This window comes from Amycolatopsis sp. MtRt-6 (assembly GCF_017308975.1).
Taxonomy (GTDB): Bacteria; Actinomycetota; Actinomycetes; order Mycobacteriales; family Pseudonocardiaceae; genus Amycolatopsis.
The window spans coordinates 215,393-231,009 of record NZ_JADWPD010000001.1; the positions used below are offsets into that span (position 1 = coordinate 215,393).

The following is a 15,617-nucleotide window of genomic DNA, read 5'->3' on the forward strand; positions in this document are numbered from 1 at the left end:
GAATCCTCGCACGAGTGGTGCGAAACTAGTTTTCGATCATGTCCACGAACGCTCGTTCGTTGCGTTCGGCCAGCCGGTTGTACCAGATTCCGATACCGAACAGGAACGGGAACGGCAGCACCCCGAGGATCAGCCACGCCACCGGGATGCCCAGCAGGCTCGCCCGGGAGAACCCGGGGAGCAGGTAGAACAGCACCGGCAGCGAACCGAACACGACGACGACGAGCAGCGCGAGCAGTACCGCCGTCCGCAGCTGCACCTTCACCAGGTGGTCGCGGACGAGCAGCTTCCCCCAGCTGGTCTGTTCCTCCAGCTCGACCCGGGCGCGCAGGGTGCCGGCGCCGCGGCGGGGATCGTTGAGGATCACCCGCTCCCGCTTGGGTTTCGCGTGGTGCTCCGGCTTCGGCGGCGGTTCGTTCTCCGGCGCGGGCGGCAGGGATTCGACGACGGCCCGGTCGGTCGGCTGCGGCAACGGCCGCTGCCGGCCGCGCCTGCCGAGGGTCGGATCCGGTTCGCGGACGCCGTTCGCGCGGCGCTCGTAGAAGTCGTCGGTCATGGCCGGTCCCGGTTCAGCCGTTCCGGCCCGAACCGACCAGCCGGTCCTTCAGCGCGCGGGTGTGCCGCCTGCTCACCGGCAGCACCTTCTCCTCGTTGCCGATGACGACCTGGTAGCCGCCCTGGCCCATGCGCAGCTCGGTGATGAGCGGCAGGGCGACCAGGAACGACCGGTGGATCCGGACGAACCCCGCCTTCTCCCAGCGCTCTTCGAGCTGGGCCAGCGGGATGCGGACCAGGTGGCTGCCTTCGGTGGTGAACAGCCGCGCGTAGTCGCCCTGCGCCTCGACCCAGCGGACCGAGGAGCGCGGGATGAGCTTGGTGGTGCCGGCCAGCTCGACCGGGATGACCTCGTCGTCGTTCTTCACCGGCTCGCCGCCCAGCGCGCCGGGCGGGGGCGCCGCGGCGGCGGCCAGCTTGTCCATCACGCGCGAGATCGCGCGGTCGAGGCGGTCCTGCTGGTACGGCTTGAGCACGTAGTCGAGGGCGCCGAGGTCGAAGGCGTTGACCGCCTCCTCGGCGTGGCCGGTGACGAACACCAGGCACGGCGAGGGCCGCAGCGCGGCGAACACCCGCGACATCTCCATCCCGGACAGGCCGGGCATGTCGATGTCCGCGAAGACGGCGTCGACGATCGGCAGGCCGCGGTCCTTGCGCTCGCGCAGCCTCGGGTCGTCGGTGGACAGCAACCGCAGCGCCTCGGAGGCGTCGATCGCCGGGAACACCTTCGCCACGTGCGGGCTGTTGCGCAGGCAGTGGACGAGTTCGTCAAGACCGTTCGGCTCGTCGTCCACGGCCAGGACCACGAGCTTCCGGGTGTCATCGTGAGCACTCACAGTGAAACGCATCCTGCCCATTGCCGAGTGCAATGTCCAGCCCCCGTCCGCCTGATGTGGGGAAACCCGCGACCGGAGCCGCGGGCCCCTCGTCTCAGTGCACGAAGGTGAACCAGTTGAGGTTCACGAAATCGGCAGGCTGGCCGCTCGTGAACGTCAGGTACACGTTGTGGACGCCGGTCACGGCGCTGATGTTCGCCGGGACGGTCCGCCAGCTCTGCCAGCCGCCGGTGTTGCCCACCGCGAAGCTGCCGATGGGCGCGTTGGACCGGCTGTCGAGCCGGACTTCGACGAGCCCGCTGACGCCGGCCGCCGCCCCGGACGCCACGCGGGCCTGGAAGTTCGTCGCCGCGCTGCTGCCGAAGTCGACGTTCGGGTAGAGGGCCCAGTCGCCGTTGGCGACCGCGCCGACGTTCCGGCCGCCGCCGGTGTCGGACGTCGCCTCGGTGATCAGGCCGGACTGCTGGCTGAACGACTCCGCCTGGATGGTGCTGTAGGCGCTGCCGCCACCGGTCGGCGGCGTGGTCGTGGTCGGCGGCGTCGTCGTGCCACCGCCGCCGCGGGTGGACACCGTGACGTAGTCGACGACCATCGGGTGCCCCGGCACGATCCCCGGCCCCGGCGTCGTGGTGCCGGAGTTGTTGTTGGGGAAGGCGCCGCCGATCGCGACGTTCAGCAGCACGAAGTAGCCGGCGTGGCTGGTCATGTTGGCCCACGTCGTCGCGTCGAGCTGGTTCTGGCTCACCGAGTGGAACTGCTGCCCGTCGACGAACCAGCGGAAGACCTGCGGGCTGGTGCTCGCGTCCCACTCGAAGCGGTAGGTGTGGAAGGCCGACTGGCAGCTGCTGCCGGGGCACGCGCGGTTGTTCGGCAGGCCGGTGGTCTCGTTGCACGGGCCGCCCGGGTTGACGCCGCAGTGCAGGACGCCCCAGACGGAGTTGATCCCGTTGACGTTCTCCATGATGTCGAACTCGCCGATGGCGGGCCAGTTCCAGTAGTTGCCGCGGTAGGGGCCGCCGAGGGCCCAGAAGGCCGGCCAGTAGCCGAGCGCGGCCGCGCCGGTGACGTTCGGCATCTGGAGCCGGCTTTCGATCCGCATGACACCGCCCGCCGGGGGCTTGAAGTCGGTGCGCTGGGTTTCGATCCGCGCCGACGTCCAGTTGCCCGCGCCGTCGCGCAACGGCGTGATGCGGAGGTTGCCGGCGCCGTCCTGGGCGAGGTTGGCCGTGCTCGCGGTGTAGTTCTGGATCTCGCCGGTGCCCCAGTTGGCGGGGCCGCCGGGGTAGCCGTGGCCGGTGTCGATGATCCAGTTCCCACTGTTCGGCAGGGTTCCGGAGCCGCCGGTGAAATCGTCGGCGAAGACCGTGGTCCAGCCCGCTTCGGGCGGCGGGATGGAGGCGGCGGCGGGGAGCGTCAGGGGGACGGCGATGAGCGTGGCGCCGAGCACGGCGCCGATGGTGAACCGGAGTCGGGGCATCGGGGACGACCTCCTTGTCGACCGGATTTGTTGCCGTTCACAACAAAGCCCGTCGACAAGGAGACCCGAGGTGGTGGCGCGATTCCAGAGGCGTTACCGGGGTTGGGTGATCCGGGTCACAAACTCTGCCCGGAAGGCCACTGGCTCAGAGGCCGAAGCGGGACCACGCCGCCTTCTGGGTCACCGCCTCCAGGACCGCCGAGGCCGCCGCCGGGGCGCCGATGCCCAGGCGGGCCAGCAGGGGCTTCTTGGGCTCCGCCACCGAGATCTCCGCCTCCGGGTAGCGCTCGGTGATGACCTGCCTGAGGGTGCCCAGGCCGTCGACCAGGCCCAGCTCGACCGCCTTCGCGCCGAGCCAGACGTCGCCGGTGAACAGGTCCTCCGTGTCCGTCAGGCGGTCGCCTCGGCGCTCCTTCACCCAGTTCACGAACAGCTCGTGGAGCTGGGTGTGCATCTTCTTCAGCCACTCGACGTCTTCGGGCTTCTCCGGCGAGAACGGGTCGAGCCGCGACTTGTTCGCGCCCGCCGTGTGCAGGCGGCGCTCGATGCCGAAGCGCTCCAGCAGGCCCGTGAAGCCGAAGCCGCCGCTGATCACGCCGATCGAGCCGACCATCGAGGTGCGGTGCGCGTAGATCTCGTCCGCCGCGCAGGCCAGCCAGTAGCCGCCCGAGGCCGCGACGTCCTCGCAGAACGCCAGCACCGGGACGTTCTTCTCGTCGGCCAGCTGGCGGATCCGCTCGGCGACCAGGCCCGACTGCGTCGGCGCGCCGCCCGGGGAGTTCACCAGCAGCGCGACCGCCTTCAGGCGCTCGTGGCCGAACGCCCTGGTCAGCGCCGACTCCACCGCGGCGAGGTTGATCGCGCCCCGCGCCAGCGGTGACGGCGACGGCGTGATCACGCCGTGCAGCTTCACCACCGCCACGACGTCCTTGCGCTCGACGCGGTCGGCGAGTACCGGGATTCGCGAAGCCAGTTTGTCCGTAACGCTCATGAAGTCAGGCTAGCCGGATTTTTCGGGGGTCCGGGTGGCGAAGCCCCCGGCCCGGGGCGAAGCCCCGGATGTCACAGCATTCAGCCCATGGGGAGGATGCCCGACCGCGTGCCGTTGACGCCGTTCACCTCGGCGCCGTTCAGCTGGGCGGGGCCGCCCTGGGCCGGGACCTCGGCCTCGGCGTCCGAGCTGTAGTCCGGCATGTTCGGCCGGACACCCGGGACGAACTTGGGCACCCGCAGCGTCACCTTCATGCCGGCGCCGGGCGCCGTCTCGACCATCACCGCGTAGTCGCTGCCGAAGACCTGCTGCATGCGCTGGTTGATGTTGCCCAGCCCGACGTGCGCGCCGGTGCGGTGGGCGCTCTTGAGGTCGTTGAGCCGCCGCGGGTCCATGCCGATGCCGTCGTCCTCGACGCTGATCAGCGCCTCGGCGCCGTAGTCCTGCGCGATCACCGTGACGCAGCCGCCGCTGGGCTTGCTCGCCAGGCCGTGCTTGACGGCGTTCTCCACCAGCGGCTGGATGATCAGGAACGGCACGACGACGCTGAGCACCTCGGGCGCGATCTTCATCCGCACCTCGAGCCGGCCTCCGAAGCGGGCGTTCTCGATCGTCAGGTAGCGGTCGATGTTGCGCAGCTCCTCGGCCAGCGACGTGAACATGCCCGACGTCCGGAACGAGTAGCGCGTGAAGTCGGCGAAGTCCTGAAGCAGCTCTCGCGCCTCTTCGGGGTCCGTGCGGATCAGCGCGGAGATCGTGTTGAGCGCGTTGTAGACGAAGTGCGGCGAGATCTGCGCGCGCAGCGCCTTGATCTCGGCCTGCTGGAGCTGGTGCTTGGACTCGTCGAGCCGCGCCAGCTCGAACTGGGTGCACACGAACTGGGCGACGGCGTCGGCCATCTGCACCAGCCGGCCGCGGGTACGGCCGACGACGATCAGCGCCGCCTCGGTCTCGCCCTCCACCAGCAGCGGCACGATCACCGCGGTCTTCATCCGGCACGTGCCGCGGTGGTTGCACGGCATCCGGTCGTGCGCGACGACCTCACGGCGGTGCTTGCGGATCGCCGCGCCGATCGCCTCGACCAGGTCGACGTAGTGCTCGTTCGCCTCGCCGTCCCAGGACAGCAGCGTGCCTTCGCTGTCGGTGATGCCGACGGCCACGCAGTCGAGCATCTGCAGCAGCTGGGTGGTGATCTTGTCGGCGGCGTCCTCGTCCAGGCCGGAACGCAGGTTCGGCGCGGCCTTCGACATCCGGTGCACCGCCTGCAGCATGGCGTCCTCCACCACGCTGGCCGGACGGCGCTGCCGGACGAACAGCACGATCACCGCGACCGCGAGGAGCACCACAAGAGCCCACGGGACGATCTGCGCAAGCGGGAACCCGGACACGGCGTCCATGCTCTGCGCTCGACCGACCGGGTGCAAGGCCTGATCCCACTTTCTGTCCAACAGCGATGACCGAGGGTAGAGGAGACCCTACCCAGCGTCGGCGTCGCGCCTACTTCAGGAGGCGCGACATCCGGCGGTCGGCGAGCGGCTTGCCGCCCGTCTGGCAGGTCGGGCAGTACTGGAACGACTTGTCGGCGAAAGATATTTCGCGGATCGTGTCGCCGCAGACGGGGCACGGCAGCCCGGTGCGCGCGTGCACCCGCAGGCCGGACCGCTTTTCGCCCTTCAAGCGGGCCGCCTTCTGCCCCACCGACCGCTCGACGGCGTCGGTCTCGATCTCGTGGATCGCCTCGGCCAGGGTTTCCAACGCGCCTTCGTCGAGCTTGCCGATCGTCGCGTACGGCGAGAGCTTCGCGCGGTGCATGATCTCGTCGGAGTAGGCGTTGCCGATCCCGGCGAGCAGCGACTGGTCGGTCAGCGCCCACTTCAGCCGGGTGTTCTTGCCGGCGAAGAGCTCACGCAACCGGCCGGCGTCGACGGCGAGCGCGTCCGGCCCCAGCCGCGCCACGCTCGCGATCTCCTGCGGGTCCCGCACGATCCACACCGCGAGGCCCTTCTTCGTGCCCGCTTCGGTGAGGTCGAAGCCCGGCCCGGTGGCGGACTCGAGGTGCACCCGCAGCGAGATCGGGCCCTTGCCGGGCTTCAGCGGCGCCGCCGCGAGGCCGTCGGACCAGCGCAGCCAGCCCGCCCGAGCAAGGTGGACGACCAGATGCAGGTCGCCGGCCACGACGTCGAGGTGCTTGCCGTGCCGGGTCGCGCCGGTGATCTCGCGGCCGTGCAGCTCGGTCCACGGCGGCGTCGCCGTCTTCAGCACGCTCAACGATGCGACATCGATGCGGAAGATCGTCCGGCCGACGGCGTTCTCGCGCAGGTGGTGAGCCAGTGCTTCGACCTCGGGTAGCTCGGGCATGGCTCCAGTGTCCTACTCGACCGGGTGCAGCGGCCCGTCGAAGTCCGGCAGCGAGTGCCGCTGGATGGTCTTGGAGATCTTCTTGACCTCGCCCTGCACGGTGAACATGCCGCGGATGGTGCCGACCCAGCGCTCGGACGGCCTGTCACCCGTGACGTCGCCCTCGGTCTCCGCGACCACGGTCCACGGACGGCGCAGGATCCACCGCAGCGGGAAGAACAGCACCACGAGCAGCAGCGCCAGCAGCACCCACGCCGGGATGTTGACCTGGTCGGGCGTCCACACGACCAGGATCACGGCCAGCAGCGCCGTCACGACGATCATCGCGATACCGGGCCCGTAACTGCCGGCGACGTCGTGCTCGAAGTCGTCGGCCGTCGCCGGTGCGCGCCATTCCATCTGGGCACGGACCACCCAGTCGCGGCCGTCTTCGCCGCGTACCAGCCGGTTCATTCAGTTGCCTCCCGGGGCGCCCGCAGGGTGAGCATCACAACGGTACCGTGCCCGGGCTCACCCGCGCGAGGGAGGAATCCGGACATCCCGCCCGCCGGAACCGATCACCGCTGATCAAGAACCCGTCGGCGCACTCGGCGCCGGGTCCGCCGGTTCGCCCGACCCGGTGACGGCCGACGCGCTGCTCGGGCACGGCTTGCCCGACGTCGGCGTCACCGTCGTCGACGGCTCGGGCGGCGTGTCCGTGTCCGTGGTCTCGTCGTCCTTCGGCGCGGGCTGCTCCGAACCGTCCGGCGGCGGGAACGGCTTCCCGGTCGGCGACAGCTCGGGCGCGCCGACGTCTTCCGGCGCCGTCGCGTCGGTGGATTCGGTGGTCATCGTCATGTCGGGCCTCGACGTCGTGTCCAGCCGCGGCGACGTCGCCTGCTGGTCGGACGCGGCGAAGCTCGACGAGATGGGGTCTTCGCGCGGAGCCGGCTGGTCGGCGGCACCGCCCACGGCCCCGACCGGGACCTCCCCGGCGACGGGCAGCTGCGGCACTTCGTTCACGGCGACGTGCCGCTCACCGCCCCGCGCCCGAGCCGGGACGGCGGCCCCGGTGCCCCGGCCGTTGAGCACGCCGATGCCGATCCGCGGCTCCGGCGGCGCCTGCGGCGGCGGCTGGTGGTGCGTTTCCGACGGCGGCACCACGACGAGCTCGGGCGCCCCACCGGGCAACCCGACGTCCTGCACCGGCCCGGTCGAGAACAGCACCGGCCCGGCCGCGACACCGACCGCGCCCACGGCGGCGGTCGACGCCAGTGCCATGCCGATCTTGACCTTCGAACCGACCAGCACGCCCTTGATCGTCGCGCCGAGCCCGGCCAGCACCCCGCTGCCGCCCAGCGACGCGGCGGCCGGCACCAGCAGCACCAGCACACCGGCGTGCGCACGCAGCGACGAACAGACGTCACGCAGCTCGTCCTGGGTCGCCCGGCACGACGGGCAGCCGAGCAGGTGCGCCTTGATCCGCTCGGCCTCGGCGCCGGTGACGCTGCCCGCGGTGAACCCGCCCAGCTTCTCGACGACCGCGCGGCACGAATCCGGCCCGCGGTTCACCGAAAGGTGTGCCTGCAGGTACGCCGCACGCAGCCCCTGCCGGGCCCGGCGCGCCAGCGCCGCCGTCGCGTTCGCGCTCAAGCCGAAGTGCGGCGCGACCATGGCGGGCTGCTCGCCCTCCACCTCGGTCTGCCACAGCACCGTCCGCCACCGCTCCGGCAAGCTGGTGAACGCCGTCGTGATCAGCGTGTGCTCGGCCGTGCGGGCGTGCGTGTCGGCACCCGCGCCCGCCCGGAAAGTCAGTTCGTCGTCCGAAACCGGGACGTCCCGGCGGGCACCGTGCCACTCCCAAGACACCCGGCGCGCCACGGTCAGCAGGTAGGCCCGGACGTAGTCACGGGGGCCGGCGCCACGACGAAGGGCCTGCAACACGCGGAAGAACGTCTCCGCGGTGATGTCCTCGGCCTCCGACCGGTCCGCCGCCAGGCTCTGCGCGAGCCGGCGAACCGCGGCGGCGTGCAGCTCGAACAGCTCCCCGAACGCGGCGTCCTCGCCGTTGCGCAGCCGTTGCAGCAGTGCCTGTTCGTCGGATTCCGAGGCCGCTTGTGGCGGCACCGTGCCCAGCTCGGTCATCCGGCCCGGCACCTCCTCCCCGAAGGTCTCCCCATTCGGTCGAATGGAGACACCATACGGAGGGAATCAGCCGTCGTCACCCCTTGTACGCCAGCTGTGACGCCGAAGCACCGGTCCGGGCGAGGGGGACCCCCGGTGACCGGGCCCGCGCCGGAGGGTATAGAGTTCTTCCCATCAGCAAGACAACGCGGATGTAGCGCAGCTGGTAGCGCATCACCTTGCCAAGGTGAGGGTCGCGGGTTCGAATCCCGTCATCCGCTCAAGATCGAGAACCGCTCCCTGGTCCAGCCGGGGAGCGGTTCTTTTTTGTTGTCGCCATCACAGCCGCGGCGGCTACAGCTCGTAGACGTCCAGGACGGTCGGGGCTACCGGGGTCAGGTGGGGGTCTTCGCGCTCTGTTACCTGGCCTCGGGCCATTCGGTACACGCGGAAATTGTTGTCGTTCTCCGTGTCCTGGTCGTCCCATGTGTACAAGAGACCGTAGGAGCCCGGGGCAAGTTCGCCCGCTCGGGTGAAGAGCGTGAGGAGTTCGGGGGCCAAGTGGCCGCCGTGCTTGTCGAAGCCCGCGAAGTGGAGCATGGGGATTCCCGCGCTCCAGCGGAGGTCGACCAGGTCGAAGTCGGCCGCGTCGCGGATGGCCCGGTGGACGCGGTCGACCAAGCGCTCCAGGAGCGCCGCGTCGTCGTCGCCGCTCGCGGTCGCCTGGATGGTCACCCAGCCGTGATATTCGAACACCCGCGAAACGGTAGCAAGAGATCAACCAGCGGTTCAGCGGGCCAGCGCGGATGGCTTCCCGTCGCGGCGCAGCACGTTCGACAGCACCCCTTCGCCCAGCCGCTCGAACGCCGGCACCAGCTTCTCGCCGAACACGCACAGCGTCCGCTCCCACGGATGCCCGAGCGTGCCGAAGGAGAAGTCCGCGGCCAGGAACAGGTGGTAGTCCGCGCGCGGGAACACCGGCACCGGCCAGCGGGCGCCCTCGGTCATCAGGTGCGGGCGGACCCGGTAGGACTGGTGCTGCCAGTGCAACGCCCACATCCAGTCGTCCGGGCCGCAGACCTCGCGGAACGCGGCCAGCGCGATGGCCGCGACCTGGTGCTCCTCGACCGCGTACGGGCCCAGCCGGAACTCCGCCGACGCGCGATCCAGGGTGCCGGGCGAGAGGTCCCACGTCCGCGACGGCGCCGGCTCCCGGAACCCCGGCCAGGCGTGGGCGTACGTGCTCGGCCAGAACCCCAGCTTGTCGTACACCCAGTACCAGGCGGGCTCGTCGACGACACGGGAGACGGCTTCCCAGGCAGCGTTCACGGTTACGACCTCAAGAAGTTGGCCAGGCACGGAAGAACACGCGAAAGCTTCGTGTTCGGTCTCCGGTTTGTCCAGTCCCCGTCCGCCCGCCGCGAACTGCGTCACTCATCCGAGTGGATTCTGCCAAGTTGTCACCATGCGGGTCCTCTTCGTCCACGGTGCGTTCGTCCGCGACGGCGCCTGGTGGTGGCAGCCGACGGCCGACGTGCTCGCCCGGCACGGTCTGCGCAGCTCAGCGGCCGTGCTGCCCAGCTGCGAGGGCGAGCCGCGCGGGGACCTGTACGCCGACGCCGCGGCCGTCCGCGCCCTGCTCGACGCCTCCGCCGAGCCCGCCGTGCTCGTCGGGCACTCGTACGGCGGCATGGTGATCACCGAAGCGGGCGACCACCCGGCGGTCCGGCGGCTCGTCTACGTGACGTCGTTCCTGCCGGACGTCGGCGAGGCGCTCGCGGACTTCGGCACCGGCGAGCCGGTGCCCGGGAGGAGCTGGTGCGGCCCCTCTTCGCCCAGGATTTCGACGACCGCACCTACGCCGCGGCCGCCGGCCGGCTCACCGCCCAGAACGAGGCGGTGTTCGGCCAGCCGGCGACCCGGGCGGCGTGGCGGGACGTCCCGTCGACCTACATCGTCTGCGGCGAGGACCGCGCGACGCTGCCCGAGACCCAGCGGACCCAGGCGGCGCGCGCCACCGACGTCTTCGAGCTGCCGGTGGCGCACCACCCCTTCGTCACGCGGCCGGACCTGGTGGCCGGCGTGCTCAGGCCGCGTCCCACAGCGTGAGGAACGCCGACGCCTCGCTGCGGGCCCAGAGCCGCAGCCGTTCGCGGTCGCGGGCGGAGAGCTGGTACTCCTTCGCCCGCCGGACGTCGATCACCAGCGCCTCGCCGCCGGGCAGGATGTCGGGCATCGCCTGCTCCAGCACCCACAGCGCGAGCTGCGCCGACGCCCTCGTCAGCGGTTCCTCCTTGAAGTAGAGCCAGGTCGCGTACCGGCGGCCGTCGCTCTTGCGCAGCCCGAGCTGCGGGCTGACGCCGATCTCGAGGTCGCCGATCGCGCACCGGCCGCGGCCGACCTCGACCAGCCGCGGCGACCTGCGGCCGAGGTAGCGCAGCCAGCCCTCGGCGATCGCCGCGTAGTGCGGTTTCGTGCGCTCGTCGGCGGCGTTGACGAGGGCGCGCAACGCGACCTCGTCCTGGTTCGCCGCCCGGCCGGACCGCACCGCGTTGGCCGCCCGCCGGTAGTAGTTGAACGCCGCGCGCGCCGGATCGAGGTACTGACGGCGCTGCCGCCGTACGAACGACGACCGCGACGGCCCGGAACTCGCGCTGTAGCCCACGAACGTGGACAGGGTGATGTAGGCCATGGCCCTGCCTTCCTCCATCACGCCACCCGCGGGTGCGGGCGGCATCTCCCCTGGACAACGCCAATTTTAGAACATACGTACGACAGTTTCCGGGGCCTGACGGGTGACCTGGATGGGCGCGAAAACGGGTCTCCCGCAAACGCCGGACTTGCGCTACGTTGCCGATCAACCTCAAACCGCAACCTTGCAGGTCGGCCGTGCGTGCCAGACTGATGCCCCGAACGGTGGATGGGGGTCCAGAGGATGAGCTGGCAGGAAGAGCTTCGCCGTCTTGACGCGGAGCTTGCCGAGGGTCGCATCGAGCCGGCTGAGCACCGCAAACAGCGGGACGAGCTGCTCGCGCAGGCCTCCGGTTCGACGGTGCCGTCACCGGTGCCGTCGCCGCTGCGCCGTCCGGGTGAGACCTGGCGGAGCGCCAACCCGGCGAACCACCCGGCACCCGCCCAGCCGACGCAGCCGGTCCAGCAGGCCCAACCGGTCCAGCAGGTCCAGCAGGTCCAGCCCGTGCCGCCGATGCTGCCGCCGCAGCGCGTCGAGTCGCCGCGGCCCGCGGTGCCGCCGCCGCCCTGGCAGCGCACCGGCCTGCCGAAGTCGCTGGCCACCAGCCACGTGCCCGCCATCCCGGACCACATGACGACCGCGCCGAGCCCGGCCGACATCACGCCGACCCGCTACCTGCGCGTCGACGGCCCGGCCGAGCAGGGACCGGGCAGCCGGTTCCCGCCGATCACGCCCCCCGGCGGCGAATCGCGGCCGGTCCCCGTGCCGGAGGAGCCGGCCGGCAAGCACCGGTGGGCCACCGGCGGCGAGCCGTCCGAGCGCACCGGGAAGACCTGGCCGTTCCTCGTGCTCGGCGTGCTCGTGGTGGTCGGCATGGTCATCGGCGCGACGATGTGGCTGGGCGACGACGACCAGCCCAACGCGCTGTCGACGTTCACGCCCGTCGTGACGCAGCCGCCGGCCGCCGCGGCCCAGCCGCAGCTGGAGGACCAGGTGCCGCCGCTGCCCGGGGTGCAGCACCCGGAGAGCTCCGCGATGTCGCTGGCCCGCGGCCTCGACCTGAAGCTGTACCCGAAGGAAGCCGCCCAGGTCTTCTCGCAGAACGGCGTCACGCAGTTCGTGTACCGCGCCTCTTCGGCCGGGGAAACCGGGTTCCTCGGCTACGCGATCCCCGCCGAGAACGAGGAAGGCGCGAAGGCGATCATCAACTACCTGCGCGAGGCGGCCGCGGCCGGCGGGTACTCCCCGATCCCGGCCGACCCGGGCACGGTCACCGGCCGCAACGGCGACCTGCGCATGGACGGCACCTGGTACACCTCGGGCAAGGTCGCGATCGTCCTCTGGGCGTCCCAGCCCTTCACCAAGGACAAGAACGAGCTGAAGACCAGCCTCGACAACGCCGTGGCGGTGTTCAAGAAGGCGTTGCCGCCGAGTTGATCACCCCGGCCAGGGTGTCCCTGGCGACGTCCGCGCCGAAGAGGCGGTCCACCACGGTCTTGCCCTCTTCGGACAGCCGCTGCCACAGCTTGTCGTCGTCGAGCAGGGTGACGATCTCGTCGGCCAGCTCCTGCGCCGTGTCGCCCACGAGGACGTCCCGGCCGTGGGTCAGGTGCATGCCTTCGGCCGCCAGCGGCGTGGCGACGACCGGGACCCCGTAGCCGAGGCTCTCCCCCAGCTTCCCCTTCACGCCCGCGCCGAAGCGCAGCGGCGCGACGACCACGCGGGCCTCGCCGTACGCGCTGTCGAGGTTCGGCACCCAGCCGCGGACGACGACGCCGTCGCGGGCGAGGTCGAACATCTCCTGCGGCGGGTTGCTGCCGACGATCTGGGCGACCGCGTCCGGACGGCGGCGACGCACCAGCGGCATGATCTCCTCCGCCAGCCAGCGCGCCGCGTCCCGGTTGGGCAGGTGGTCGAAGCTGCCGACGAACAGCACGCCCGACCGGCCTTCCGGAACCGCCACCGAGCCGTCGGCGTAGTGCACATTGGACAGCACCTCGACGCGCGCCGAGGGCACGAGCTCGCGCAGCAGCGCACGCTCCACATCGGACACGACGAAGGTGACGTCGGTGGCGCGGGTGAGGCCGAGCTCGGACTCCCGCAGCACTTCGGCACGCCGGCGCAGCGTCAGCTCTTCGCGCGTGTTGCCCAGTTTCGCGGCCAGGTCGGCCTGGCGGTTGAGCCGGACGAAATGCAGGTCGACCGTGTCGTAGGCGATGACGCAGTCCGGCGCGTGCTCGCGGACCTGCTCCAGCAGCTGCCAGGCGACGTGCGGCCGCGACAGCACGGCCAGGCTCAGGTCGGGGCCGGCGTCGCGCAGGAACTCCAGCTGCTCGCCGAGCCCGGTCACCACCGTGACGCCCGCGCGGTACAGCGCACCGGCGTACGGCTCCGGGAGCGCGTTGTTGAGCGGCATGAACACGACCCGGTGGCCGAGGCCGACGAGCTGTTCGAGGATGCGGAACATCCGCACCGAACCGGAGTCCTTGTCCGGCATCGGCACCTGGTGGTCGGCGACGAGCACGGTGCCGCCGCGGTGGCCGTCGGCCGTGCGCTGCCGCCCGGCCCACACCGCGCGCGGGCTCGCCTCGGGGAAGTGGTCGCGCAGCTGGACGCTCCACTTGTCGACGAAGATGCCGCGGTTGAGCTCCTGGTGGCGCTTGACGCCGGAGGAGACGTCCGTGCCGTTGGTGATGCCCTCGTGGTGCACGACGACCGACGCGGGCTGGACCATCGTCCGGTACCCGGCCGCCCGCACGGCGAACGCGAGGTCGGTGTCCTCGTAGTACGCGGGCGCGAAACGCTTGTCGAAGCCGCCGATCCGCTCGAACAGCTCCCGCCGGACGAGCAGGGCCGCGCCCGAGCAGTAGTCGACGTCGCGCAGCGCCTGGTACCAGGGGGCGTCCGGGTTCTGCAGCCTGCCGTAGTTCCAGCCGGTGCCGTCGGCCCAGATGATGCCGCCGCACTCCTGCAGGCGGCCGTCCGGGTAGACCAGCTTGGCGCCGACGAGCCCGACGTCCGGCCGCGTTTCGACGACGGCGACCAGCTCGTCGAGCCAGCCCGCGCGGACTTCGGTGTCGTTGTTGAGGAACATGACGAAGTCGCCGCGCGCGTGCTCGGCGCCGAGGTTGCAGGCGCCGACGAAACCCAGGTTCTTCGGCGCGCGGACCAGCCGGACCCCGGCGCAGCCGGCCACGCGGTCCGCGGAGTCGTCGGGCGAGGCGTCGTCGACGACGATGACCTCGAACGGCGTCGACGGCAGGTACCGCTGGATCGAGTCGAGGCAGCCGCGGGTGAACCGCCAGTTGCCGTAGACCGGGATGACGACGCTGACGATCGGCTGGTCGCTGGTGGTCACCGCGACCGGGCCGGGCACCGCGACCGGATCGCCGGGCAGCACCCCGGCGGGCCGGCCGAGCGCCGTCTCGTAGAAGTCGCGGCGGCGGGTGCCGCGGGGCGCGTACCGCTCGATCGCGCCGCGGTACTTCCCGATCGCCCGCTGGACGAGCGCGGACGTCTCGGCGCGCAGCTTCTCGTTCTCGGCGGCCAGCCTGCCGATGGTCTCGCTGAGGCTGGAGTTGTTGCCGGCCAGCCACTCCAGCCGTTCGCGGTCGTAGCCCGCCTTGCGCTGGAGCCGGTTCAGCTCGTCGGCCGCGCGCTGCCGGTCTTCGCGGGCGCGTTCGGCCTGCCGGAGCGCCTCGTCGCGCTCGGCCGAGGCCACGCGCTCGGCCGCGGTGACCTGGGCCAGTTCGCCGGTGAGCCGGGTGACCGACGCCGTCGCCTGGTCACGCTCGGCTTCGGCGCGGCCCAGCCCGTCGCGCAGCCGGCCCGCCTCGGCGGCGGCGCGGGCGACGAGGGTGAGCTTCGGGTCGATCATCGCCGACGTCGAGGGCACGTCGATCGGCTCGGCCGAGGCGACGGAGACGAAGTACGTGTGCGGCGCCCCGGCTTCGACGACCCAGCCGTCGGCGTCGTCGGCCCGCATGGTGAGGACCTCGGCGCCGGTCCCGGCCCCGTTGTCGTGGATCAGCGAGCCGACCGCGACGTTCTGCCGCAGCACCACGACGTGCTCGAAGCTGCCGGACAGCAGCGAGCGGAACGCGGACTCGGTCAGCTCGTGCACGTGGTACGGGTTCTCGTTGCCGTGGTCGTGCGTGTAGACCTCGATGTCCGGCGTGCTGCAGAGGAACACCCCGCCCGGCGCGAGCCGGTTGCGGACCAGCGCCATCAGCCGGTCCTGCTCGTCGACGTGCTCGATGGCCTCGAAGCACGTGATGACGTCGAAGACTTCGCCGTCGAGCGCGTCCGGGTCGGTGATCGAGCCGACCTCGAAGCGGACGTGCGGGTAGCGGGCGCGGGCGTGCTCGACGGTCCGCGGGTCGATCTCCAGCCCGACGACCTCGGCGGCCGACCCGGCGACCAGCGCGGCGCCGTAGCCCTCGCCGCTGGCCAGGTCGAGGACGCGCTTGCCGGCGGTGAACCGGTTCGCGAACGCGTAGCGGTGGTAGTGCTCGTAGATCACCTGCAGATCGTCGGTCCACGGCACGCACCGCTCGCCGGTCCACTCGATCAGCCGATCACCGCTCGTCCCCTTGCCCATGGCGG

General features: G+C 71.4%; 13 protein-coding genes, 1 tRNA gene and 1 pseudogene. 3 read left to right on the forward strand and 12 right to left on the reverse strand.

The window, feature by feature from the left end:
• Positions 1–25 precede the first annotated feature (25 nt).
• The 8 genes from I4Q55_RS01135 to I4Q55_RS01170 form a co-directional block, all read right to left on the reverse strand.
• The gene (locus I4Q55_RS01135) at positions 26–556 is read right to left on the reverse strand and encodes a hypothetical protein (RefSeq protein WP_206784116.1); all 531 of its coding nucleotides are present in this window, start codon (positions 554–556) and stop codon (positions 26–28) included.
• A gap of 13 nt (positions 557–569) precedes the next feature.
• Positions 570–1,403, reverse strand: a complete 834-nt coding sequence (locus I4Q55_RS01140) for a LytTR family DNA-binding domain-containing protein (RefSeq protein WP_206784117.1) — start codon at positions 1,401–1,403, stop codon at positions 570–572.
• 82 nt (positions 1,404–1,485) lie between these two features.
• Positions 1,486–2,868 (reverse strand): glycoside hydrolase family 16 protein, encoded by a 1,383-nt coding sequence (locus I4Q55_RS01145; protein ID WP_206784118.1) that lies wholly within the window; start codon positions 2,866–2,868, stop codon positions 1,486–1,488.
• 145 nt (positions 2,869–3,013) lie between these two features.
• On the reverse strand, positions 3,014–3,859 hold the full coding sequence (locus I4Q55_RS01150; RefSeq protein WP_206784119.1) for a S49 family peptidase: 846 nt from the start codon (positions 3,857–3,859) through the stop codon (positions 3,014–3,016).
• Positions 3,860–3,939: 80 nt separating this feature from the next.
• Positions 3,940–5,256 (reverse strand): histidine kinase, encoded by a 1,317-nt coding sequence (locus tag I4Q55_RS01155; protein WP_206784120.1) that lies wholly within the window; start codon positions 5,254–5,256, stop codon positions 3,940–3,942.
• A gap of 100 nt (positions 5,257–5,356) precedes the next feature.
• Positions 5,357–6,217: an Fpg/Nei family DNA glycosylase gene (locus tag I4Q55_RS01160; protein WP_206784121.1), complete on the reverse strand. Its 861-nt coding sequence runs from the start codon at positions 6,215–6,217 to the stop codon at positions 5,357–5,359.
• 12 nt (positions 6,218–6,229) lie between these two features.
• A complete protein-coding gene (locus I4Q55_RS01165; RefSeq protein ID WP_206784122.1) occupies positions 6,230–6,670 on the reverse strand; it encodes a DUF983 domain-containing protein in 441 nt (146 codons plus the stop codon).
• Positions 6,671–6,784: 114 nt separating this feature from the next.
• Positions 6,785–8,341 carry a sigma-70 family RNA polymerase sigma factor gene (locus I4Q55_RS01170; protein WP_206784123.1) on the reverse strand — a complete coding sequence of 519 codons (1,557 nt, stop codon included), beginning with the start codon at positions 8,339–8,341 and terminating at the stop codon, positions 6,785–6,787.
• A 187-nt stretch (positions 8,342–8,528) separates the two neighbouring features.
• Between I4Q55_RS01170 and I4Q55_RS01175 the strand changes: the two genes are divergently transcribed.
• Positions 8,529–8,601: transfer RNA gene (locus tag I4Q55_RS01175), tRNA-Gly, on the forward strand.
• A gap of 73 nt (positions 8,602–8,674) precedes the next feature.
• Here I4Q55_RS01175 and I4Q55_RS01180 read toward each other — a convergent pair.
• Both I4Q55_RS01180 and I4Q55_RS01185 read right to left on the reverse strand, forming a co-directional pair.
• Complete coding sequence (locus I4Q55_RS01180; protein WP_206784124.1) at positions 8,675–9,076, reverse strand: immunity 7 family protein; 402 nt, start codon at positions 9,074–9,076, stop codon at positions 8,675–8,677.
• Positions 9,077–9,109: 33 nt separating this feature from the next.
• A complete protein-coding gene (locus I4Q55_RS01185) occupies positions 9,110–9,649 on the reverse strand; it encodes a DUF2716 domain-containing protein (protein ID WP_206784125.1) in 540 nt (179 codons plus the stop codon).
• A 136-nt stretch (positions 9,650–9,785) separates the two neighbouring features.
• On the opposite strand from I4Q55_RS01185, the pseudogene I4Q55_RS50895 reads away from it, so the two are divergent.
• A pseudogene (locus I4Q55_RS50895) lies at positions 9,786–10,364 on the forward strand (alpha/beta fold hydrolase); the annotation flags it as partial.
• Positions 10,365–10,406: 42 nt separating this feature from the next.
• Here the strand turns inward: I4Q55_RS50895 and I4Q55_RS01195 are convergent.
• Complete coding sequence (locus I4Q55_RS01195; RefSeq protein WP_206784522.1) at positions 10,407–11,012, reverse strand: hypothetical protein; 606 nt, start codon at positions 11,010–11,012, stop codon at positions 10,407–10,409.
• A 243-nt stretch (positions 11,013–11,255) separates the two neighbouring features.
• On the opposite strand from I4Q55_RS01195, the gene I4Q55_RS01200 reads away from it, so the two are divergent.
• A complete protein-coding gene (locus I4Q55_RS01200) occupies positions 11,256–12,449 on the forward strand; it encodes a hypothetical protein (RefSeq protein WP_206784126.1) in 1,194 nt (397 codons plus the stop codon).
• Here the strand turns inward: I4Q55_RS01200 and I4Q55_RS01205 are convergent.
• Positions 12,424–15,612 (reverse strand): glycosyltransferase, encoded by a 3,189-nt coding sequence (locus I4Q55_RS01205; RefSeq protein ID WP_206784127.1) that lies wholly within the window; start codon positions 15,610–15,612, stop codon positions 12,424–12,426. The two genes, I4Q55_RS01200 and I4Q55_RS01205, sit on opposite strands and share 26 nt — an antisense overlap.
• Between the last annotated feature and the right edge of the window lie 5 nt (positions 15,613–15,617).